The organism is Pelagibius litoralis (assembly GCF_011683915.1).
In the GTDB taxonomy this organism is placed as follows: Bacteria; Pseudomonadota; Alphaproteobacteria; order Kiloniellales; family Kiloniellaceae; genus Pelagibius; species Pelagibius litoralis.
Genome location: NZ_JAAQPH010000007.1, coordinates 177,512 through 199,397 on the forward strand (window position 1 = coordinate 177,512; position 21,886 = coordinate 199,397).

Sequence of the window (21,886 nt, forward strand, 5' to 3'; positions counted from 1 at the left end):
AGACCCTATGCCGGGAGAAGGCGCGCTATGACGGTTACCCACAACGACCCGCAAATCAGCTATCCGACGGTCCGCCGCCTGGAGCTGGAGCGGCCCTGGTCCTGGCTTTCCGCCGGCTGGCGGGATCTCTGGCAGGCGCCGGGGGTAAGCCTGGTCTATGGGGCGATCTTCTGCCTGGTCTCCTTTGCCATCACGGCCGGGGTTCTGCTGGCGGACCTCGCTTATCTGCTGCTGCCCCTGACGGCGGGTTTCATGCTGGTCGGGCCGATGCTGGCGGTCGGCCTTTACGAGACCAGCCGCAGGCTGGAAACCGGCGAGCCGGTCTCTCTCGGCGTTGCGCTTTTCGTGGCGACGCGTTCGCCCATGCGGCTGGCCTTTCTGGGGGTCACCCTGATGATTGTCCTGCTGATCTGGATGCGTCTGGCCACCCTGCTGTTCGCCCTCTTTCTCGGCACCACCCATTTCCCGCCGCTGGCGGAGATCGTGCCGACCCTTCTGTTCACCATGAACGGCCTGATGCTGTTGATGGTCGGCTCTGCCGCCGGTGCGCTGCTGGCTGCTCTGGTCTTTGCGGTCAGCGTGATTTCCGTGCCCTTGCTGATGGAGCGCGACGTCGACTTCATGACCGCCGTCATCACCTCGATCCAGTCGGTCAGGCGCAATCCCAAGCCGATGCTGCTTTGGGCCTGGCTGATCGCCCTGCTCACCGCCTGCGGCCTGGTGACCCTGTTCCTGGGGCTGATCATCACCTTCCCGCTGGTCGGCCATGCCACCTGGCACGCCTACCGCGACACCATCGGGCGCTAGATCGGATCATGTTTGGCGGAACCACTTTGTGGTTGCGCCAAAACATGTAAATCCGATCGCCATCAAAAAGTTAGAGCAGACCCCGATCGATGGATCACCCCGGGTGAATTCTATGAGGCCGATTCCACTCGACCGGGGTCTGCTCTATGGCTTCTCCGGCTTATCTGATTTCCGCTCAGACGCCGATTCCTCATCATCATCCATGAGCACGCGGTGGGCGGCGCCGTCCAGGTCTTCGAACTGGCCGCTTTTGAGGGCCCAGAGAAAGCCCGCGAGGCCGAGCAGCCCGAGGAACAGGGCAACCGGGATCAGATAGACCAGGGCGCTCATGCGTCTTTTCCCTGGCTTTTCAGGTTCAGGCGCATGGCGTTTGCGGTGACGATGATCGACGAGGACGACATGGCCACCGCCGCGATCAGGGGCGTCACGAAGCCGGCTACCGCAATGGGTACGGCGATCAGGTTGTAGAGCATCGCCAGGGCGAAGTTCTGCAGCACCAGCCGCTTGGCGCTGCGCGCCGTGTCCAAGGCCTCGACCAGGGGGGCAAGGTGGTCGCCCTGGAAAACGATGTCGGCGGCGATCTGGCTGATATCGGCGGCATCGGCGGGCGAGAGTGAGGCAAAGGCGGCGGCCAGGGCCGGGGCATCGTTCAGACCGTCGCCGATCATCGCCGTTTTGCGACCCTCTGCCGCCAGGGCTTCCAGCCGGGCGATCTTATCTGCCGGGCGGCAGTCGCCATGCCAGACGTCGATACCGAGATCCTTGGCAAGCTGCGCCGCCACGGGGCTGCGGTCGCCGGAAAGCAGCTCCACGGCGATACCGCGCCGCTGCAGCCGTTTGATCACGTCTGCCGTATCGGGGCGTGGTGCATCGCGGAAGACGAAGCGTTGCGGGGCAAAGTCGCCGCCAGCCAGCCAAAGTTCCATGGCGCCGTCCTGGGCGCCCTCGGCCGCGTCATCGGCGATGCCGCACCAGCCGCGCCGGCCGAGCCGCAGCGTCCTGCCGTCCAGTTCTGTGGAGAGGCCGTCACCGGCGTGCTCCTGCACGACCAGATCCCGGTCTGCGGTCCTTGGCGCGGTTTGGCAGAGCGCGCGGGCCAGGGGGTGGCGGCTGTGGCGGGCCATCGCGGCGGCCAGCGCCAGAACCTGGGGTTCGATATCGCTGCCGTTTTGCAGGCTTGGGCGGCCGAGGGTCAGGGTGCCGGTCTTGTCGAAGACGAAGGTATCGACGGCGGCCAGGCGTTCCAGGGCGTCGGCGGACTTCACCAGAATACCCTGCTTCAAAAGCCGCCCCACCGCAGCGACCTGTACGGCCGGAACCGCCAGGCCCAGGGCACAGGGGCAGGTGATGATGAGCACAGCAATGGCGATCATCAGAGAGCTCTGCCAGGGCAGGTCGGAAAGCACCATCCATCCGGTGAAGGTGGCGGCGGCCAGCAGATGGACCGCCGGGGCGTAGTGCCGGGCCACCCGGTCGGCAAGGCGGACGTAGCGGTCGCGGCCCTGCTCGGCATTTTCCATCAGGCGGACGATCTCCGCCAGAAGGCTCGCCTCGGCGAGCTTGGTGACGGTGATGCGCAACGGTCCGCCGCCGTTGACGGTGCCGGCGAAGACTTCCGATCCCTCGCCCACCGGGCGGGGCAGGCTCTCGCCGGTCAGCAGGGCGGTGTCGACCTCCGAGCGGCCGAGCAGGACCTTGCCGTCCACGGGTATGCGCTCGCCGGCTGCGACGGCAACCGTCATCCCCGGTTCCAGACGCGCGATGGGCAGGCTGTGCAGGCTGCCGTCCGGCGCCACCACCGTGGCCGCAGTGGCTTTCAGGGCGGTCAGGTTTTCCGCCGCCGAGCGGGCACGCCCGCGCAGGCGCAGATCGAGGAAGCGGCCGATCAGCAGGAAGAACAGCAGCATGACGGAGGCGTCGAAAAAGACCTGTTCGCCACCACGCAGGGTCTCCGACAGGCTCATGCCCGCGGCCAGCAGCACCGCCAGGGAAATCGGCACATCCATGTTGGTGTGGCCGCCACGGACCGCCGCCAGGGCGGAACGGAAGAAGGGGCGCCCGGCGTAGGCCACTGCCGGCAGGGCGATCAGGGCGGAGACCCAGTGCATCAGGGTGCGCGTGGCCGGGCCCATGTCGGCGGCGAGGCCGGACCAGACCGCGACCGACAGCAGCATCACGTTGCTGGCGGCGAAACCGGCCACCGCCATGGCGCGCAGCAGGGCCCGCCCTTCCTCGGCTTCGGCGCTTTCCAGCTGCGCCGGGTCCAGCGGTACCAGGCGATAGCCGCGCGCCGCCACGGCGGCCAGCAGCGGCTCGGCGTTTGTCTCTGCCGGGTCCCAGTTCAGTTTCAGGCGCCGGGTACTGAGATTGACCCGCGCCTTCAGGAGGCCGGGCTTGTTTTCGACCGCCGATTCGATACTGCGGATACAGCTTGGGCAGTGCAGGTTCTGAACCACCAGGATCAGGGACTCGCTGCCGTCGTCATTGTGCTGAAGCTGATCGGCGAAGTCGTCGGTTTTGAGCGCGGTTTCGCTTTCCTGCACCAGCTCCGCCACCATGCCGGCGGGGCAGCAGAGCGGGGTTGTGCCCGTGCTGCCGGACGGGCTCGCCGTTGGCTCCGCGATATCGGGCGCTACTTCAGCCATAGCCGCGTCTTCATCTCAAAGGGGATGGCCTCCGGCGGTGCATCCGCACGGCTGGCGGAAAGCGTGAGGTCCCAGTTGCCGCGCAGCGGCAGGGTGAGCTCCGCGGCGTACTGCCCCGGTGCCTGCTCCGTAAGGCTCAGGCTCTCATCGAAGCCTTCGTGGGTGGGGCGCTTCAGCGTCCCGCTGACCGAGAGGTCGGACAGCAGGCGGCCGTCCCTATCCTGCAGGATCACGCTCAGGCGGTCCGCGCCGTCGGGCGCGGCGCTCACGGAAATGCTGGCCTGCCAGCCGAGCACGCGCTGGGCGTCGCGCGCCGAAAGGGTCTCGTTGTATTGAAGTCCTTCCTTATAGGCGTTGTCCGTGGTGAGCCCGGTCCAGGTGTTGAGGGCGAAGTAGACGAAGATCAGGTTCACCAGAATGATCACCCCGAAGAAGGCGAGCATCGCCATCAGAACGTGCTTGCCGCGGATCACCATGACGCTGCTCTCCATTCCCTTGGCTTCCATTCCTATGTCCGCGCTCATTGCGGCCCCCTGAACACCGAATTGTTGGTTGTCTCGCCGCCCTCGCGATCGACGATGCGGAAGCGGACGTCGGTGGCGCTGTCCTGCAGCGCTGCCTGCGGCACGGTCGCAAAGACACGATAGCTGGCCAGGTTGTCCGGACCAACCACCAGAGCTTCTGCCGTGACGCCCGATCCGACGACGGCCAGGGCCGCCCCCGGCAGCCCCTCGATTTCCAGGCGGAAGGTTCTCTCGCGGTGCTGCTTGTTGATGATCTTGACGGTGTAGCCGTTGCGGATCGAGCCGTCGGAGAGGGTAACGAACAGCGGGTTACGGTCGCGCAGGATGCTGAGATCCAGATCGGCCCGGGTGATCAGGCTGAACAGCATGATAACGCCAACCAGAACAATGAGGCCGCTGTAGACCAGGGTGCGCGGGCGGATCAGCCGCAGGCGCGGCTTTTCGCCCGCCCTGACCCGTTCGACATTGGCCAGGGTGGAGTATTCGATCAGGTTGCGCGGCAGCCCTACCTTGTCCATCACCGTGTTGCAGGCATCGATGCAGAGCCCGCAGGTGATGCACTCCAGCTGCTGGCCGTCGCGGATGTCGATGCCCATGGGGCAGACCGCGACGCACTGGTTGCAGGCCACGCAGTCACCCAGATTGTCGGGATGGGTATCCTTCTTACGCGCGCCACGCGGCTCGCCGCGGTCCTCGTTGTAGGTGATGACCAGCGATTCTTCGTCCAGCAGACCGCCCTGGATGCGCGGCCAGGGGCACATATAGGTGCAGACCTGTTCGCGCGCGAAACCGCCCAGCAGGTAGGTGGTGAAGGCCAGCACGCCGATGGTGATGTAGGATACCGGCGGGGCCTGGAAGGCCAGCAGGTCACCCATCAAGGCCGGCGCGTCGGCGAAATAGAACACCCAGGCGCCGCCGGTACAGATGGCGATGATAACCCAGGCGACCTGGGTGCCGGCCTTGCGAAAGATCTTCGTTGCGCCCCAGGGGGCTTTGTCCAGGCGGATGCGCGCAGCGCGGTCGCCCTGGAAGATCTTTTCCACGGCAATGAAAAGGTCGGTCCAGACGGTTTGCGGGCAGGTGTAGCCGCACCAGACACGCCCGGCCAGGCTGGTGATCAGGAACAGCCCGATGGCCGCGAGAATCAGCAGTCCGGTGAGGTAGTAGACCTCCTGCGGCCAGATCTCGATGAAGAAGAAGTAGAAGCGCCGGCCCGGAAAGTCGATCAGCACCGCCTGATCCGGGGCGTTGGCGCCACGATCCCAACGAATCCACGGCGTCAGATAGTAGACGCCGAGGGTCAGCGCCATGATGACCCACTTCCACCGCCGGAAGGCGCCCTTGACCATCTTCGGATAGATTTTTATCCGCTTCTGGTAAAGGGAGCGCGTTTCCTTCTTGTTGACCGCCTCAGCGTCGGAGCGTTCTACGCCCCCATGATGCCCGGACTTCACTCCTGTGTCGGGGGCCTCGGCGACCGCCTGTTCGACCATTGTCTCTCCTTAGGTTCACTCACCGCCCCCGAGCGAGTGAACATAGATTGCCAGTTGCTTGATCGTCGTTTCGTCCAGACGCCCTGTCCAGGCCGGCATCATGCCGGCGCGGCTGTTGGTGATGCTTTCCACCACCGCGGTCTTTTCGCCGCCGTACAGCCAGATGGCGTCCGTCAGATTCGGCGCCCCCAGTTCATAGTCGCCCTTGCCGTCTTCCATGTGACAGGCACTGCATTGCTCCGCAAAGATCTCCTGCCCCCGTGCCGCGGCGGCGGCGGCGGCGGCGCTGCCGCTGGCCGAAAGGGAGAGCACGTATTCCGCAACATCGTCGATCTCTTCACGCGTCAGGATCTCATCGCGCCCGTAAGCCGGCATTTCGTTGAGGCGGGTCTCGTCGTGGTCGGAGCGGATGCCGAAATGAATGGTCTGGTCGATGGCGGCGAGATCGCCGCCCCAGATCCAGTCGTCGTCGTTGAGGTTCGGATAACCGACATAGCCGGCCGCGCCGCGGCCGTGGCACTGCGAACAGTTGACGGCAAAGGCGGAGCCGCCGCCGGCCAGGGCGAAGTCCAGCAGTTCCTGGTCGCCCGCGATCTCCTCCAGGGAAGCCGCATCGATGCGGGTCAGGTAGGCGCTTTGGGCCTCCCGCGCCTGTTCGACCGTCTTGGCCAGTTGAGCGCGCGAGGAATATCCGATCATGCCGGTCGTGTGGCTGCTGATCAGCGGCCAGGCCGGCATCACGACCCAGTAGGCCACGGCCCAGATGCAACAGGCGTAGAAGGTCCAGAGCCACCAACGGGGCAGGGGATTGTTCAGTTCCCTGATGCCGTCCCACTCGTGCCCGGTGGTCTCGACACCCGAGACGTGATCGACTTCTTTGTTGTCAGCCACGGTCAGTCCTCCTCCAGCGGCCGCCGTGCCGCTTCCTCGAATTTTTTCTTGTTGCGGGGCCAGAAGGCGTAGAGCAGCACGCCCGCGAAAAGGACCATCAGATAGAGCAGCCCATAGGTGGCGGCGAATTCTGCAACGTTCTCGTAAGACATATCCATCGCCTCCTAGCGGTAGTTCGCTTCAGGCTCGTAAGCCTCGAAGTCGACCAGTGTGCCCAGCATCTGCAGGTAGGCGATGACGGCATCCAGCTCGGTCAACTCGGCGGCATTGCCGTCGAAGTTCGCGACGATGGCGCCGGGGTAGCGTTCGAGGACGGCATCTGCGCCGTCGGAATCGGGGTCCGCCTGGGCGGCCAGATCCTGTTCTGCCATCTCGACCATCTCGTCGCTGTAGGGTACCCCGACGCCGCGGTTGGCGCGCAGATGTGCGCCAACGTCGACGACCCGCAGTGGGGTCTCCGCCAGGAAGGGATAGCCCGGCATGATCGATTCCGGCACCACCGAGCGCGGGTTGATCATATGGGCGACGTGCCAATCGTTCGAATAGCGGCCGCCGACCCGGGCAAGATCAGGCCCGGTGCGTTTGGAGCCCCACTGGAAGGGGTGGTCGTACATGCTCTCCGCCGCCAGGGAGTAGTGGCCGTAGCGTTCCTCCTCGTCGCGCAGCGGCCGGATCATCTGGCTGTGACAGTTGTAGCAACCCTCGCGGATGTAGATGTTGCGGCCGGCCAACTCCAGCGGGCTGTAGGGACGCATGCCCTTAACCTTCTCGATGGTGCTTTCCAGATAGAACAGCGGAGCGATCTCGATCAGGCCGCCGACGGAGACCACCAGCAGGGTCAGGACCGTGAGGAGCATCGAGTTCTTTTCGATAACGGCGTGTTTGAATGCCATGTTCGCCTCCCTAGCCTGCGGTCGCGGCCGTGGCGGGCCGGGATTGGGTTGGTATGAGCGCGGACTTCTCATCCTTCAGGTCGCCGCGCATTGTCCGCCAGCAGTTGTAGACCATGATCAGGGCACCCAGCAGGAAGAGAGCGCCGCCCAGGGCCCGGATGACGTAGAAGGGATGCATCGCCTCCACCGTCTCGACGAAGGAGTACTCAAGGAAGCCGAGGCTGTCATAGGCCCGCCACATCAGGCCCTGGAGGATGCCGGAGATCCACATGGCGGTGATGTAGAGCACGATACCGATGGTCGCGACCCAGAAGTGCAGGCTGACCAGGCCCAGCGAGTAGAGCCTGCTGCGCTGCCAGAGCTTGGGCACGAGGTAGTAGATTGCCCCGAAGCTGACGAAGCCGACCCAGCCGAGCGCACCGGAGTGCACGTGACCGACGGTCCAGTCGGTGTAGTGGCTGAGCGAGTTCACCGCCTTGATCGACATGACCGGCCCCTCGAAGGTGCTCATGCCGTAGAAGGCGACGGAGACCGCCAGCATGCGCAGGACAGGGTCGGTGCGCAGCTTGTCCCAGGCGCCGGACAGCGTCATCAGGCCGTTGATCATGCCGCCCCAGGAAGGCATCCACAGCATGATTGAGAAGGTCATGCCCAGGGTCTGTGCCCAGTCGGGCAGGGCGGTGTAGTGCAGGTGGTGCGGCCCGGCCCAGATGTAGAGGAAGATCAGCGACCAGAAATGCACGATCGACAGCCGGTAGGAATAGACCGGCCGGTTCGCCTGCTTCGGCACGAAGTAGTACATGATGCCGAGGAAGCCGGCGGTGAGGAAGAAGCCGACGGCGTTATGGCCGTACCACCACTGGGTCAGGGCGTCCTGAACCCCGGCGAAGAGCGAATAGCTCTTGGCCCCGGTGAGCGATACCGGCAGGGCCAGGTTGTTCACGATATGCAGCATCGCGATGGTCACGATGAAGGCGAGGTAGAACCAGTTGGCGACGTAGATGTGCGGTTCGCGCCGCTTCGCCAGGGTGCCGAGGAAGACGAGCAGGTAGACAACCCAGATGATGGTCAGCCAGAGGTCGACGTACCACTCCGGTTCCGCATACTCCTTGGACTGCGTGACGCCGAAAATATAACCGCTGGCAGCCATCACGATGAACAGCTGATAACCCCAGAAAACCACCCAGGGCGCCCAGTCGCCGGCCAGCCGCGCGCGGCAGGTGCGCTGCACGACGTGGAAGGAGGTGGCGATCAGGACGTTGCCGCCGAAGGCGAAGATGACAGCGGAGGTATGGACCGGCCGCAGACGCCCGAAAGTCGTCCAGGGCAGATCCAGGTTGAGAACGGGGAAGGCGAGCTGCAGGGCGATAACCAACCCGGCCAGGAAGCCGACGATGCCCCAGAAGAGCGAGGCGATACAGCCGGCCCGGATGACGGCGTCGTTGTAGTTGACCCCGTTTTCCAGGATGGCGGGGGTGCCTGCCTCGTCGAAGTGGCGTTTGACCATCCAGAAAATGCCGAGTGTGCAGAAGGCGACAAAGAGATAGCCGTGTCCGGCCATGACCCCGTCCTGTGCGTTGGCTACCAGGAAGAGGCCCATCAGCCCGCCCAGACCCAGCACCAGACCCAGGCCATAGGTCATGGGTGAGGTGCCCGATACCTCGCTCGCGTTATTCATGGATTGCCCCAGTCTTCTTGAGTTCGAACTATGTTGGCGTCGCTGCGGTAAAGCGGCCTTTGGCTCGAACGCCCTCCCGGCGCCTCGAATTTATCAGGCCGCTCAATGCGGCTACCCACCACAGCCTTGTCATGGCAGTCTACAGCGGCCTTGCCATTGATCCAGGTCAAAGCCACATAGGGCTTCGACGGATCGCGTGGCGAGACTCGATAATTGAGGTGAATCTTAGGCTCCGGCGTGCCCCGGACGCCATGCGGCAGAAGGCCGCGCGGCATTTTGGATCGCCGCCGCCCGGGTGCCGGGCAGGCTCATTTGCCGTCAATATTATGAAGCGCTAATAGAGAGAAGGTTGTTCGTGTCTCCAGATACTTCCGAAAGCCGGCGAACTGTGGCGCCGACAGCAGCCGTCCATCCGAAAACCTTCACGTTTCACGGCGTTACCCGGGAAGACCCCTACGCCTGGCTGCGGGCCGACAACTGGCGGGAGGTGATGACGGATCCCGGTGTTCTCGGCGAGGAGATCCGGGCCTATCTGGAGGCCGAGAACGCCTACACCAAGGCCGGCATGGCGGCGACGGAGTCTCAGCAGGCGGCTCTCTTTGCCGAAATGAAAGCGCGCCTGAAGGAGGACGACAGCTCGGTCCCCAGCCCCGACGGTGGCTATGCCTACTACCATCGCTATGAAGTCGGCGGCCAGCACCCGGTCTTCTGCCGCAAGGTTCTGGGGAAGGAAACCGAAGAGATACTGCTGGACGGCAATCGTGAAGCCGAGGGCGAGTCGTTTTTCCGGGTGATCGCCTGCGAACACAGCCCGGACCATCGTTTCCTGGCCTACGCGGCGGACCGCAACGGCTCCGAACAGTATGTGGTCAGCTTCAAGGACCTGCAGAGCGGTACAAAACTGAGCGACATCCTTGCCGGCGCCCAGGGCTCGATTGCCTGGGCGAACGACGGCAAGACTCTGTTTTACGTGACGCTGGATGCCGAACACCGCCCGTCGAAAGTGTTCCGACACCGCCTTGGCAGCGATCCCGCTGAAGATGTGCTGGTCTATGCGGAGCCCGACCCTGGGTTCTTCATCGGCCTCGATGTGAGCGAGAGCCGGCGCTTTATCGTCATCTCGGCCCACGATCATACGACTTCCGAAGTGCGTGTCATTTCCGCCGACCGGCCTGAAGAGGCGCCGCGGCTGATTGCGGCGCGCGACAGCGGCGTCGAGTACGAGGTCAGCGACCAGGGCGAACGCTTTGTGATCCTGACCAACGCGGATGATGCGATCGATTTCAAGATCGTCGAGGCTCCGCTCGACAATCCGGCGCGCTCGGCATGGAAAGATCTTGTGCCCCATCGGCCGGGCTGCCTGATCCTGAGCCTGCTTACCTTCAAGGACTACCTGGTGCGTCTGGAGCGTGAGGATGGCGTTCCCCGGGCCGTCATCACGACCTTGGCCGACAACGCGGAACATGCTGTTGCTTTCGATGAGCAGGCTTATTCCCTGGGACTGTTGCCGGGCTACCTCTACGACACCAACATGCTGAGGTTCGTTTACAGCTCTCTCACCACGCCGATGCGGACCTACGACTACAGCATGGATAAGCGTGAGCGGGTGCTGTTGAAGGAGCAGGAAATTCCAAGCGGACATAATCCCGGGGACTATGTGAGCGAGCGTGTCTTCGCAACCGGTCATGACGACGCGGAAATCCCGATCTCCCTGGTGCGGCACAGCACGACCCCCGTCGACGGCTCGGCGCCGGTCCTGCTCTACGGCTACGGCGCCTACGGGCATGCGACCCCGGCCGGCTTTTCGGCCAACCGCTTCAGCCTGATCGACCGCGGTTTCATCTACGCCATCGCCCATGTGCGCGGCGGCACCGACAAGGGTTACGGCTGGTATCTCGACGGCAAGCTGGCGAACAAGGCAAACAGTTTCCGCGACTTCGTCTCGGCCGGCGAGGCCCTGGTGGCCCGCGGCCTGACCCGCAAGGGCCGCATCGTCGCCCATGGCGGCTCCGCCGGCGGGCTGCTCGTCGGTGCCGCCGTCAACATGGCCCCCGATCTCTTCGGCGGCGTCATCGCCGAGGTGCCCTTCGTCGATGTGCTGACCACCATGTGCGACAAGGAACTGCCGCTGACCCCGCCGGAGTGGCCGGAGTGGGGCAACCCCATCGAGGACCGGCAGGCCTATGACACCATCGCCGCCTATTCGCCTTACGACAATGTCGCGGCGAAGGACTATCCGGCGATCCTGGTGACCGCCGGCCTGACGGATCCGCGGGTGACCTATTGGGAGCCGGCCAAGTGGGTGGCCAAGCTGCGGGCCCTCAAGACAGGCAACAATCCGTTGTTTTTGAAGACCAACATGTCGGCCGGCCACGGCGGCGCGGCCGGCCGCTTCGACAAATTGATCGAGGTCGCCCTGGCCTACAGCTTCGCGTTGATGCTCTGCGGCGCCGAGTCAGGTCAGCGCCCCGGCCGCTGACGGTCGACACCACTTTTTTGCCGTTGGAGGGTTTTCGAAACCCCCTTGACCCTCACGTTACGTCAGGGCCTATCTGCTGTCCTCGCGGAGGTTCAGGCGATGAAGACTTATACGGTGAAAGAGGTGGCAGAGCTGGCGGGCGTGTCTGTCCGTACGCTGCACCACTATCACGACATCGGCCTTCTGACGCCTGCGCTGATCGGCGAGAATCGCTATCGCTACTATGGAGAAACGGAATTGCTGCGCCTGCAGCAGATTCTGTTCTATCGGGAGTTCGGTCTGCCGCTTGCGGAAATTGCCGATCTTCTCGACCAACCCGGGTTTGATCATGTTGCGGCGCTGGAGGCGCATCGCGAGGAGATGATCCGGGAAGCGGAACGCTATCGCCAACTCATCCGGACGATCGACCGCACGATCGTCCAATTGACAGGAGATAGCGCAATGAAAGTCGAAGATTTGTACAAGGGCTTCTCGCCCGAAAAGCAGGCTGAATACGAAGAATGGCTGATCGCGAACTGTGACGGCGACATGGCTGGGCACATTGCGGACAGCAAGAAGAGCTTTGCCGCGATGTCGGTGGAAGAACAGGCTGCGGCGATGGCCGAGCTTGCGGCGGTCGAAAAGGGTTTGTCGCAGGGCCTGCAACACGGCATTCCGGCGGACTCAGCGACCCTCGACCCGCTGCTTTCCCGGCATCGAAGCTGGGTCGCTTTGATGTGGGGCCGGGATTGCCCGCCGGAGGCCTATGCGGGGCTTGCCGAGATGTATCTCTCGCATCCGGACTTCAGGAAGCGCTACGAGACGCTGGCCGAAGGATTCACCGACTACCTTACCGCGGCGATGAAGGCTTACGTGGCACGCCAGGCAGGCGAGGCCTAAGTCCCCGGCGGCATTCTTGAAGCGGAGGGGCGGGGCCGCAGCCTCGCCCCTTTTTCTGTCCGCCGTTACCTGCGATCATGGTTGAAGCAAGCGATGATTTTGGGTGGGGCAGGCGATGAGTCTTAGGATGTACGATCTTGCGGGGGCCGATTCGGCGGTGCGCTTCAGCCCCTACTGCTGGCGTGCCAAAATGGCCTTGGCGCATAAGGGGCTGGCCGTCGAAACCATTCCCTGGCGCTTCACGGAGAAGGACAGCATCGCCTTTTCCGGACAGGAGCGGGTGCCGGTTCTGTTGGACGGTGAGAACACGGTCACCGATTCCTGGAACATCGCCCTCTATCTGGACGAAACCTATGGCGACCGCCCGGCTCTCTTCGACAGCGAAGCGGCCCGCGCGGCGGGCTTTTTTATCAAGCGCTGGGCGGAGTTGCATCTGCACCCGGCGCTGGTCCGCCTCATCGTCGCCGATATCGTGGACGCCCTCGACCCGGTGGACGGCACCTATTTCAGGGAAAGCCGCGAGGCTGCGCTGGGTATGACTCTGGAAGACTACTGCCGGGCACGCGACGACAACCTGAAGGCCCTGGATGTCTGCCTGGCACCTCTGCGTTCCAGTCTGAAGGTCACCGGCTTTCTGGGCGGGTTGGCGCCTAACTGCGCCGATTACATGGTGTTCGGCGCCTTCCAGTGGGCGCGTTGTTCGTCACGCGGCGAACTGCTGCGGCCCGATGATCCTGTCGCCCTGTGGTTCGGCAAACTCCTGGCCCTCTTCGAAGGTCTGGGTGCAGAGGCGCCGCGCGCTTTTCCGGCCTGAAGCCCGTTTCAGGCCCCGGCCTTCGCCGTCAGCGTGTCATGTAATCCGGGTCCAGTTCCTGATAGACCTCGTCGACCATCCAGTCGCGAATCACCTCCGGGATATCGGTCTCGGCAAAGCGGCGCTGAACCTCGAGGTCTGCGGCAAAGGCGGCGAGATGGGCCAGGTCTTCACCCGTCAGATCGATCTGGTATCCCAGCTCCATTTCCTGCAGCACGATCATGGTCGGTGCACCGCGCCACATGCGGGCAGCGAAGTCGAAGACGTCGAAGTAAGGCTGGTTACCGGCGACATCCAGCGCCGGTGCTGCTTTGCCGCCGATGCCGTTGACCGAGTGGCAGACCACGCATCCCTTGCCAACGAAAATTTCCAAGCCCTGCTCCGCATCGGCGAGCGGCACGACCAGCTTTCGGTCTTCCGACATTTTGGCATCTTCGGCCATGGCGGGCAGAGGGGCTGCGGCAAGCAGGGCGGCGGCTATAAAGCAGAGGCTGACGGCAAGGCGAAGGGAGACGGGCAGCATTAGGCATCCTTTCAGACGATTGATATGCCTACCCAGACATTCGTTCTCGAATCGCAGCGACCCTACCATCGATACTGCGGTCCGTGAACAAAGTTGCCGTCAATTGGTTATTATTTCCTGAACCCTTTGCACCAGGCGGCGAAACCGGGATTCGTAAGGCGGCCCGCTCCGAGCCGCTTCAGGTGTCTTTGGGGATGTTCTCGGGCTCCGACAAAGGCACGGGAAGCAGCTCCAGCGGCAGGAGTTTCGGCCGCTCGGGAACCGCTTCGCTGGGCGGGGCAATGATCGCCGGGGCCCCTGCTTTGCCGGCTTCGTCGGCGGCATCGCCGAGCGCATCGATCTTGTCGATGGTCTCCGGCTGCATAAGCGTACTCGGCAGTTCGTTTGCGCGGTCGTCGGAAAGAATTCCGCCGTCTTCGGTGCGCTGGCCGTCGGTCTGCAGTTCATCGCTGACCACCTCGGCGATCTCCAACAGGCGTTCCTGTTCCATCATACCGATGAGGCTGTAGGCAAAGCGCCCGTTCTGCCAGAAGAACTGGGAGACCTGGCCTTCGCGCCGAAAAGTGAAGGTGGTCTGCTCCGCATCCTGTCCGGCGCGCATATAGAGGGTGATGCGCTGGCCTTCCTCGTCCTGATAGATCAACTGGGCGGCGCGCTTGCCGATCGCGGCGGGGATGACGCTGTCTGCAATCAGCCGGAAGCCGACGCTTTCGAGATCAGGCAGGCTCAAAGGCGTGCCTTTGGAATGCTCGGACAGCCAGGCGCTGACCTGCTGACCGCTCGCCTCTGCCAGGCTGGTCGCCCGGCGGTCTGCCACGACGGCATGGGCTTCGGCGGCCTGGCGGGTAAAGGCGACCAGGGGGTCGCCCTGACGGTTCAACTGGTCATGGGCGATCCAACCGGCACCGCCGGCGGTGAGCAGTAGGGCAAAGCCGGCCGCAAGGCGCGGGAGCTGGCCAGACGACAGGCGGGAGCGGCTGTTTTGCCTGTCCAGCTGCGCGGCCAGTCTGGCGATCTCCGGCGGCACATCGGCCAGATCGTCGTCGCCGCCTCTGGAGTCGAAAAGGGCATGCAGCCCGATGTTCTGATTGCGATAGTTCGCCAGGCGCTCGGATTCGGCCGGATGCGCGGCCAGATAACCTTCGATGCCCACGCGCCTGCTCGTCGGCAGCTGGCCATCGACATAGGCCTGCAGCTCGTCTTCCGACACGAGGTTGTCGTTGCCTGGGTTCCCGGTGTCTCGCCCGGGAGGGTCTTGCCCGTTAGGCGTCATTTTACCTTCCGTAGATCGGCCATCGGTGCGCCGCTGGTCAGCCGCCGCAAAGCTTCACGCCCGCGCGACAGGCGCGACATGATGGTGCCGATGGGCACGTCCAGCGTCGCTGCGGCCTCTTTGTAACTCAGCCCTTCATAGCCGACCAGCAACACCGTCTGACGCTGCTCCTCCGGCAGCTTCTCCAACGCTTCCGCCAGATCGCGCAGCGCCAGCCTGTCGGGTTGCGAAGCCGGCCGTGACAGGCGGTTTTCCAGGAACTCGTCCGAGATGTTGTAGTTCCAACGCTGTCTTTCGTTCAGACGATCAATATGGGCGTTGTGCAGGATCGTGAAAAGATAGGCTCTGAGATTGCGGATGTCCGAGCACTTCTGACGTCGGGCCAGGGCCCTGCTGAGGCACTCCTGGACCAGATCGTCGGCTTCGGACGGATCGCCCGCCAAGGCCCGCGCATAGCGCCGGAGACCGGGCAAATATTCCAAGACTGATGGTTCTGCTGTCGCCACGCCTTCTACCTCCCTGGGTATTGCACTCTTCCTGAGTCGGGGGTTCTCGTATCGATTGAGAAGAAGGTAGGCAGCGCTCGCCTGGCTGTCCTGGAACTTTAACGGGACCGATTTGGGGCGAATTGTGGCGCGCGCGAGCCCGGCGGCCGGTTGCCGCCGGGTGTTGTCGCGCCCGCGGGTCAGGGTCGCGGTATTGGCGTCTTGGCCCGCAAGAAACATGGGTTACTGCGTCGTATCGCTTGATGGCGCCGGCACATCGCTCTGCGGCATGGTCTCCATCGAGTCGGATGGCGCCGCATCGGCCGGGGCGGTGTTGGTCTCAACGCCTTCCGTTGCCGGCTCGGCCGGCACGGCGCCTTGCTGCTGCAGCGGGGCGGTTGAACTGTCGCCGCTGCTGTCGGCTTGCTGTTGGTCACAGGCTGCCACTGCGAAGGCAAGGCCTGCTGCGGTAAGTGTGGCCAAAAGTGTTGTCTTTTTCATCGATCAATCCTCCGGATTTCGTAACGATGGTAGTGCTGCTTCACGGTGCTTCGTTTTGCTTCGTTCCCTGAAGAGGCGGCGGCCGGCGCCTTGGGGAGAGAGCTGCACCGGCCGCCTTACGGGCTGTGAGGGAAGGGCACCGCCCGTAATTCTCGTGACAGTCGCTGTTTCAGCGCCGAAATCACTTAATCCATTGATATCCTGGTCTCTTGCGCCTTCACCGGCGGGATCTTCTCCTGCTTTGATGCCCATCAGGCGCAAATGACGGGGCGCCGAAGGCCAATTTGAAGAACGCTGCGGTTTGTGATTACCTCCATGCAGTGACGTCTATAGAGACCGCCCAGTCCGGCGGTTTATTCCCGATCGCTTGTGCAAGGAATTGGCGACTGCTGTGCGTGTCTTGTTAACGCCCCGGTAAGCTTCGATGGGGCATCTAGAGCTATGGGGGCGCCTGAACGCAGGGGCGACTCTTCGCAGCCGGTCATCAGGCTGGCCCGGCGGCGTTTCCCAACGCGGCGTTTCCCAACAAGGAGTTCCGGTCGGCTATGCGTTGGTTTGACGGTCTTGCAGTGCTGTGTATTGCAGCCGTGGCGACATTTGTGGCGGCGCAGCCATTTCTCGTCGCCATGGAGCGGCCGGCCTTTGATGGTCTGCTGGCCTTGCGCCATCAGATCTATGCGCAGCAGGTCAGCCGGCAGAGCGCTCAGGCTGTTGTGATCGGCCTGGATCGCGAGACCGCACTGCGCCCGCCCTTTGACCGCCTGCCGGAGGCACTCTGGACCCCGCAACTGGCCAAGGTAATGACGGCCATGCTGGATTCCGGCGTTGCGGTCATTGCTCAACAGCAGGCCTTTACGACCTCGGCCGATGCGGCTGTTCCTGGCTATGATGCCGATTATCTGGCGGTTCTGGGCGTGGCGGCGGAATCCGGGCAGGTCGTTCTTGGTCGCAGGGCCCCGGGACCGGATCGTCTTTCCCCTTTTCCCGGCCATCTGGTGCCGTTGGGCGGTTATCGCCATGTCCGGCGCGCCGAGTTGCAGCCTGATCCCGACGGCGTTGTCCGCCGCGTTGCACTCTATGAAGAGAGGCTTGCGTCGAACGGTGCCGCGGGCCTGGAGCCCTCCCTGGTTCTCGAACTTGCAGCGCGGGTGCTGGGCGAACGCCCTGCCATGGTGGCGGGGCAGGATGTGGTCCTGGGTGGCTACGCCGTGCCGGGATCGCCTTCAAATGCGATGATTCTGAACCCGCAGGGTGGTGACGGTGCCGTGCCGGTCTATTCCCTGGCCGATCTTTACGCCTGTGCGGAGGAAGGTGATCAGGAATTCTTCCGGCAGCACTTTGAAGGCAAGGTTGTCGTGATCGGGAATCTGGAGCCCGCCAGCGCGCGGCACCTGACCTCCGCGCGTTTTCTCGATGTAACCGACCGCGATCGCCGGGCGAGCCGCTGCCGCCTGTCGCCGATGCGCAGCCTGGACGTACTGCCTGTTTCCAGCGGCACACCGGACGCCGTTATCACCGCGCTTGCGGTGAACAATCTGCTGCAAAGCCGGGCCGTCAACAATCTGGTCGCCCCCTTTGGCATCGTCATCGCCGGCCTGCTTGCGCTTGCGGCGGCGATTGCCGGCCTGCGTATTCGTTTTCTTCTGACCATGCCGGCGTGCCTGGCTTTCTTCGCTGGCTGGATCTATCTGGCCGCCATGGTGCTGGCCCGCGAGGCATGGCTGATGCCCCTGGCGCAGCCCCTGGCGGCGGTTCTGGTCAGTTTTCTGCTGGCCTGGGGCTATTGCTTTGCCCATCGGCGGCGGCGCCAAGGCACCGCCTGAACAGCCCCTGCTTTCCTTGCGGTCGTCTTCCGGCTGGGGATAACTCTCGGCCAACAGCCTGGTTGATGCCGCGGCCGTCGGGGATGTCGGTTACGGGCGCGCGGCCGCTGATTTGTTCGTCTGCAGCGTAGCGTTGTTTTTTCGCTTCTTCGGCTATATGCGGAACTTCCAATCAACCGCAACATATAGTATACATTAATCAAATATTAACTTTCGCTGGTAGGTGCGGGGGCATAATCTTCCCGCATCAGATGTGATCGGAGCTGTTGGCGCGGTGTCGGGCCGTAAAGCGCCAGCTAGTCTCGGCTCTTGTCAATTTCGGGGGAGCAGGCGGTGTGAAGGTTATTGTTGTTGCGTCGCAGAAGGGTGGTTCGGGGAAAACGACGATCGCCGGCCACCTGGCAGTTCAGGCAGAACTAAGCGGTTGTGGCCCGGTCGGTTTGATCGATGTAGATCCACAAGGCAGCCTGGCTGACTGGTGGAACGAGAGGGCTGCGCCGAACCCGTTTTTCATCCAGACCGCCGTTCCGCGCCTTGCCTCGGATATCAGGGAACTGGCGGCCCACGGCATGGAGCTGTTGGTGATCGATACGCCGCCGGCCTTGACCGGATCGATCGCAGACGTCATCCGCGTTGCGGATCTCGTCGTCATCCCGACCCGGCCCAGCCCACACGACCTTCGCTCGATCGGCGCGACGATGGAGCTTGTGGAGCATCTTGGAAAACCGCTCATCTTTGTGGTGAACGGCGCAGCCGCCCGGGCGAAGATCACTGGCGAGGCCGTTTCCCTGTTGTCGCAGCATGGCCCGCTGGCACCCTCGATCATCCATCAGCGTGTCGATTTCGCCGCTTCCATGATCGATGGCCGAACCGTTATGGAGCTTCCGGGGGAATCGCGCTCGGCGAAGGAAATCGCAGCTCTGTGGGAATACCTCCATACCAGGCTCTCTGGCGCGCGCCGGCCGCGGCGCATACCCATGATTCCGGCCAGGGTGGCCAAGGCGGCCCAGGGAAACCAAATCAAGGTTGAGGGCAGAGCCTGAGATGACACAAGCCAAGGCGGCTTCGTTGACGAGCGCGCTCTTCGCGCGGAAAGGCGCTGCATCACCGGCCGGCTTGGTGATTGCCGAACTCGAAGGGGCGGATGGCCCCCTAGATGGCGCCGTGGACGGCCATGCGGGGCCGTTGCGACCGGGCCGCTCGAAGGAGCGCGGCCAGGGTGCGTCCCGGCGCAAGAAGGCAAACCTGCCTGAAATCGAGCAGGAATTGCCGTTGCTGGCCTTTTTCGATGTACAGGCTTCGGAAGACGGGGCTCTGGATGACGCGGATGCGGCAGTGTCTGAGAGCCCCGACGGGGCCGCGGAACAGAACCCGGACAGTTTGGCGCAGGAGCCGGCGGCGACCGAGCCCGCCACGTTGAACCCCGCGGCGAGTCTGATGACGCATCTGCCCGCTGCTTTCGACGAGGATATCGCAGAGACGAAGCGGTCCAGCCATGGTGTCGACGAGACGCCTGGCGAGACGCTCGATGAGATAGCCCCCGATGAGATAGCCCCCGATGAGATAGCCCCCGATGAGATAGCTGATGTGGTGCGGGAGACCGGCGCCGACCCGGTGATCGCCGAAGCGCCGCCTGCTGTGACCGGCAGTCCCGAGCCGATTGAGGTTGCCGAAGCGGTTCAGGACGGGCCGGAGAACGGCATTGCGATGCCGGAAGCTCAGGAAGACGCGCAGGTCGACGAGAACGGGAGCGCGGAACAGAATGCGGAGGATGCGCCGGCTGCGGCGGAAGGGAATGCGGCGGAAATGAGTAACGGGCATGTCGCCCCGACTCCCGAAGCGGACCTGACGGTAGAGGTGGCGACGCCAGCGGCGTCGACGGGGGACAGCATTGAAGCGGCGTCGCCGCTGGAGCTGAACCGCGCGGTCGATGATTTGGCGGATCTGAAGTATCGCGAAACGGCAACGTCGCCGGCAACCAGCCCTTCAACCCCTGCGGCTTGGCAACTCCGCCGGCAGCGGGCGCCCTTGTGGCGGATGGCGGCGGTGGTGGCGTTGGGTGTCGGCCTTGGTTTCGCGGGCTATACCTTCTGGCCGCAGGGGACTGTTTCGCCGGGCGACGAAGCCGACACCGTGGCGGGGCCGGCAAGCGTGGCCGCTGTGGCCGAGGTGACCAACGGCCGGAGCGAATCTGCCAGCGAGGGCGGGGCCGTGGTGGCCAACCAAGCCGTCAGTCCTGCTGCAGTTGGCGACCCGGTGGAGAATGCCGGCGGGGCGATCGATGATCAGCCGCTCGAAACGGCTGATGGTGAAGTGGTTTCTGCAGCGGCTGCGGATTTGGAGCCCTCCTTCGACGTCATTCGCATTGAGCCCAATGGCCAGTCGATTATTGCCGGCCGTGCCGATCCTTTAAGCGAGTGGATCCTGCTGAACAACGGCCAGCCGATCGGCGCGGTGCAGGCCGACATCAACGGCGAGTGGGTAATCCTGCCGGGCGCTGCTTTGATTCCCGGGGCGAACGATTTTAGCCTGGTTCGCAAGGCCGAGCGCGGCAAGGTCGCGATCCCCGCTAAGGATCTGCCGTCGGTTGATGCTGCCGGAGGCAACCGTGCAGACGAGGGCCATCCGGAAGGTGAAGTACTGCTGGCGCCCCGCAGCGAAGCAGCGCCGCCGTTGGGCGAGCGCAGCCCGGCAGCGGATCAGATAGCGGAGGCTATGCCGTTGCCGCGCCTGAAGCCGGGAGGGCTTGGCGCCGCGATGGCTGATGTCCGGGTCACGCCGGGCGGGCGCTATGAAGTTCAGTTTGCCTCTGTGCGTGAGAGCCTGGCCGCCGAACGTGAACTGGAGCGGTTGATCAGCGTTTATCCGGAGCTTCTCGGCAGTCTCGGCTTGCGGGTTCAGGAGGCACGTATCGACGGTGCCGGGGTTTTCTATCGCCTGCGCTCAGGACCCATCGAGGATCTGGGTCATGCGCGGGAGCTGTGCCGCCAGATGGAGCTGCGCGGGCAGGGCTGCCTGGTGGTGGTGCGGACCGACGAGGGGGTGGCACCACTGGCCGCTGAACCGCCCGCGCGCAAGCCGTCTGTTGTGGTCGTCACACCGACACAGCAGGCTGAGAACCCCGACTGAAGCCCCCTACAGAACAGTCTCAGCGCAGATTGGACGGCGCGCCCGATCTCCCCGGGGGATTGCTTCCGACAATTATCTGTAACGCGGATCTGCGTCAGGCCGGGCTTGTCTCGAACAGGCCGATGGCGTCCAGCAGGTCGTTGATTTCCCGGCGCGCCGAAGCATGGCTGCTGCTGCCGGGATCTGCGGGAAGATCAAGGGCGGTCAGTCCGCTGAGGAACAGCTCGCGAAAGACCACCCTTTCGCTGACTCCGGGCGCCACGCGAAAACCGATGCGCTTGGACAGAACCGAAAGCAGGTTGCTGATCTCGCGCATGTTCCGGGCTTCGATGTGGGCGAGGCGGTTGCGCAGAACGACCCAGTCGATGGGGGCCTGGCCGGCGACCACACGCTGGTTGTTTTGCTCCCAAACCAATTGGCTGTAGACGCTGGGGGCTTCCACCTCCCGGCGTTCGGGATTTATGCGGGCCAGAACCTCGACGTCCAGAAGGCTGTCGTTCAGGGGGGTTACCAGGGTATCCGCATGGCTGTGGCCCAGGCGGCAAAGCGACGAGTCGCTGCCCGGCGTATCGATGATCACGAAGTCGCAGTCGCTGAGGTCATCAAGAGCGTTCTGCAGGTTCTGCGCTTCCTCGGCCTTGGCTTGTTCACTGACGGTGGCGTTCGACCGCTCTACGACGTGGTGGTGCGGCAGCTCCAAAACCTGTCCGCTACGCTCGGCAAAGGCCGCCCGGTTCTTGACGAAGGCGGTCAGCGATCCCTGGCGCGCGTCGAGGTCAAGGGTACCGACCGTGAAGCCCATCTTCATCAGGGCCACACTCAGGTGAATGGCTGTTGTCGACTTGCCGGTTCCACCCTTTTCGCTGCCGACCACAACGACATAAGGGCCGGGTTCGGGCTGCCTTGCGCCTGCATTCCGACCTTGCTCGATGATTCCCCCCTCCATGATCAAGAGGCTACCACGGCGCGAAGGCCAGTTCATCTTGTTGCGACAAAACAACAAGGCCCGGCAGACTGATTTGACGGCTTCCGGCGGCCGATCCGCATCG

General features: G+C 63.8%; 20 protein-coding genes. 7 read left to right on the forward strand and 13 right to left on the reverse strand.

Going from position 1 to position 21,886, the window contains the following annotated elements; translation table 11 throughout:
• Nucleotides 1-27 precede the first annotated feature (27 nt).
• Nucleotides 28-807: a DUF2189 domain-containing protein gene (locus tag HBA54_RS11285; RefSeq protein WP_167224477.1), complete on the forward strand. Its 780-nt coding sequence runs from the start codon at nucleotides 28-30 to the stop codon at nucleotides 805-807.
• 144 nt (nucleotides 808-951) lie between these two features.
• Here the strand turns inward: HBA54_RS11285 and ccoS are convergent, their stop codons facing one another.
• From ccoS to ccoN, 8 genes are read right to left on the reverse strand one after another with little or no spacing between them, the layout of a single operon-like run.
• Entirely contained in the window at nucleotides 952-1,137 is a 186-nt protein-coding gene (gene ccoS / locus HBA54_RS11290; protein ID WP_167224479.1) for a cbb3-type cytochrome oxidase assembly protein CcoS, read from the reverse strand.
• A complete protein-coding gene (locus tag HBA54_RS11295) occupies nucleotides 1,134-3,452 on the reverse strand; it encodes a heavy metal translocating P-type ATPase (RefSeq protein WP_167224482.1) in 2,319 nt (772 codons plus the stop codon). Before HBA54_RS11295 ends, ccoS begins: the two co-directional genes overlap by 4 nt.
• A complete protein-coding gene (locus HBA54_RS11300) occupies nucleotides 3,440-3,976 on the reverse strand; it encodes a FixH family protein (RefSeq protein WP_167224484.1) in 537 nt (178 codons plus the stop codon). Before HBA54_RS11300 ends, HBA54_RS11295 begins: the two co-directional genes overlap by 13 nt.
• A complete protein-coding gene (gene ccoG, locus HBA54_RS11305; protein ID WP_167224486.1) occupies nucleotides 3,973-5,469 on the reverse strand; it encodes a cytochrome c oxidase accessory protein CcoG in 1,497 nt (498 codons plus the stop codon). The genes HBA54_RS11300 and ccoG overlap by 4 nt, the downstream gene beginning before the upstream one ends.
• Nucleotides 5,470-5,484: 15 nt before the next feature.
• Nucleotides 5,485-6,360, reverse strand: coding sequence for a cytochrome-c oxidase, cbb3-type subunit III (gene ccoP, locus HBA54_RS11310; RefSeq protein ID WP_167224488.1), 876 nt, complete (start codon nucleotides 6,358-6,360; stop codon nucleotides 5,485-5,487).
• A 2-nt stretch (nucleotides 6,361-6,362) separates the two neighbouring features.
• Nucleotides 6,363-6,512, reverse strand: coding sequence for a cbb3-type cytochrome c oxidase subunit 3 (locus tag HBA54_RS11315; RefSeq protein WP_205944574.1), 150 nt, complete (start codon nucleotides 6,510-6,512; stop codon nucleotides 6,363-6,365).
• 12 nt (nucleotides 6,513-6,524) lie between these two features.
• Nucleotides 6,525-7,253 (reverse strand): cytochrome-c oxidase, cbb3-type subunit II, encoded by a 729-nt coding sequence (gene ccoO, locus HBA54_RS11320; protein WP_205944575.1) that lies wholly within the window; start codon nucleotides 7,251-7,253, stop codon nucleotides 6,525-6,527.
• A 10-nt stretch (nucleotides 7,254-7,263) separates the two neighbouring features.
• Complete coding sequence (gene ccoN, locus HBA54_RS11325; RefSeq protein WP_322096029.1) at nucleotides 7,264-8,760, reverse strand: cytochrome-c oxidase, cbb3-type subunit I; 1,497 nt, start codon at nucleotides 8,758-8,760, stop codon at nucleotides 7,264-7,266.
• Between the two features lie 559 nt (nucleotides 8,761-9,319).
• On the opposite strand from ccoN, the gene HBA54_RS11330 reads away from it, so the two are divergent.
• From HBA54_RS11330 to HBA54_RS11340, 3 genes are all read left to right on the forward strand, one after another.
• Complete coding sequence (locus HBA54_RS11330; protein WP_322096023.1) at nucleotides 9,320-11,410, forward strand: S9 family peptidase; 2,091 nt, start codon at nucleotides 9,320-9,322, stop codon at nucleotides 11,408-11,410.
• Between the two features lie 99 nt (nucleotides 11,411-11,509).
• Complete coding sequence (locus HBA54_RS11335) at nucleotides 11,510-12,289, forward strand: MerR family transcriptional regulator (RefSeq protein ID WP_167224498.1); 780 nt, start codon at nucleotides 11,510-11,512, stop codon at nucleotides 12,287-12,289.
• 127 nt (nucleotides 12,290-12,416) lie between these two features.
• Nucleotides 12,417-13,103, forward strand: a complete 687-nt coding sequence (locus tag HBA54_RS11340) for a glutathione S-transferase N-terminal domain-containing protein (RefSeq protein ID WP_240932621.1) — start codon at nucleotides 12,417-12,419, stop codon at nucleotides 13,101-13,103.
• Between the two features lie 28 nt (nucleotides 13,104-13,131).
• On the opposite strand, the gene HBA54_RS11345 is transcribed toward HBA54_RS11340, so the two are convergent.
• The 4 genes from HBA54_RS11345 to HBA54_RS11360 form a co-directional block, all read right to left on the reverse strand.
• A complete protein-coding gene (locus HBA54_RS11345; protein ID WP_167224503.1) occupies nucleotides 13,132-13,626 on the reverse strand; it encodes a c-type cytochrome in 495 nt (164 codons plus the stop codon).
• A 178-nt stretch (nucleotides 13,627-13,804) separates the two neighbouring features.
• Complete coding sequence (locus HBA54_RS11350; RefSeq protein ID WP_167224504.1) at nucleotides 13,805-14,836, reverse strand: anti-sigma factor family protein; 1,032 nt, start codon at nucleotides 14,834-14,836, stop codon at nucleotides 13,805-13,807.
• A gap of 59 nt (nucleotides 14,837-14,895) precedes the next feature.
• Nucleotides 14,896-15,405: a sigma-70 family RNA polymerase sigma factor gene (locus HBA54_RS11355; protein WP_322096024.1), complete on the reverse strand. Its 510-nt coding sequence runs from the start codon at nucleotides 15,403-15,405 to the stop codon at nucleotides 14,896-14,898.
• A gap of 222 nt (nucleotides 15,406-15,627) precedes the next feature.
• Nucleotides 15,628-15,885 (reverse strand): hypothetical protein, encoded by a 258-nt coding sequence (locus tag HBA54_RS11360; protein WP_167224508.1) that lies wholly within the window; start codon nucleotides 15,883-15,885, stop codon nucleotides 15,628-15,630.
• A gap of 545 nt (nucleotides 15,886-16,430) precedes the next feature.
• On the opposite strand from HBA54_RS11360, the gene HBA54_RS11365 reads away from it, so the two are divergent.
• The 3 genes from HBA54_RS11365 to HBA54_RS11375 all read left to right on the forward strand — a co-directional run bounded on the left by HBA54_RS11365 (nucleotide 16,431) and on the right by HBA54_RS11375 (nucleotide 20,837).
• Nucleotides 16,431-17,708 (forward strand): CHASE2 domain-containing protein, encoded by a 1,278-nt coding sequence (locus HBA54_RS11365; protein ID WP_167224510.1) that lies wholly within the window; start codon nucleotides 16,431-16,433, stop codon nucleotides 17,706-17,708.
• Nucleotides 17,709-18,043: 335 nt separating this feature from the next.
• On the forward strand, nucleotides 18,044-18,751 hold the full coding sequence (locus HBA54_RS11370) for an AAA family ATPase (protein ID WP_167224512.1): 708 nt from the start codon (nucleotides 18,044-18,046) through the stop codon (nucleotides 18,749-18,751).
• Nucleotide 18,752: 1 nt separating this feature from the next.
• Nucleotides 18,753-20,837: an SPOR domain-containing protein gene (locus tag HBA54_RS11375; RefSeq protein WP_167224514.1), complete on the forward strand. Its 2,085-nt coding sequence runs from the start codon at nucleotides 18,753-18,755 to the stop codon at nucleotides 20,835-20,837.
• A gap of 94 nt (nucleotides 20,838-20,931) precedes the next feature.
• Here the strand turns inward: HBA54_RS11375 and HBA54_RS11380 are convergent, their stop codons facing one another.
• The gene (locus tag HBA54_RS11380) at nucleotides 20,932-21,783 is read right to left on the reverse strand and encodes a division plane positioning ATPase MipZ (protein ID WP_167224516.1); all 852 of its coding nucleotides are present in this window, start codon (nucleotides 21,781-21,783) and stop codon (nucleotides 20,932-20,934) included.
• Nucleotides 21,784-21,886 lie beyond the last annotated feature (103 nt).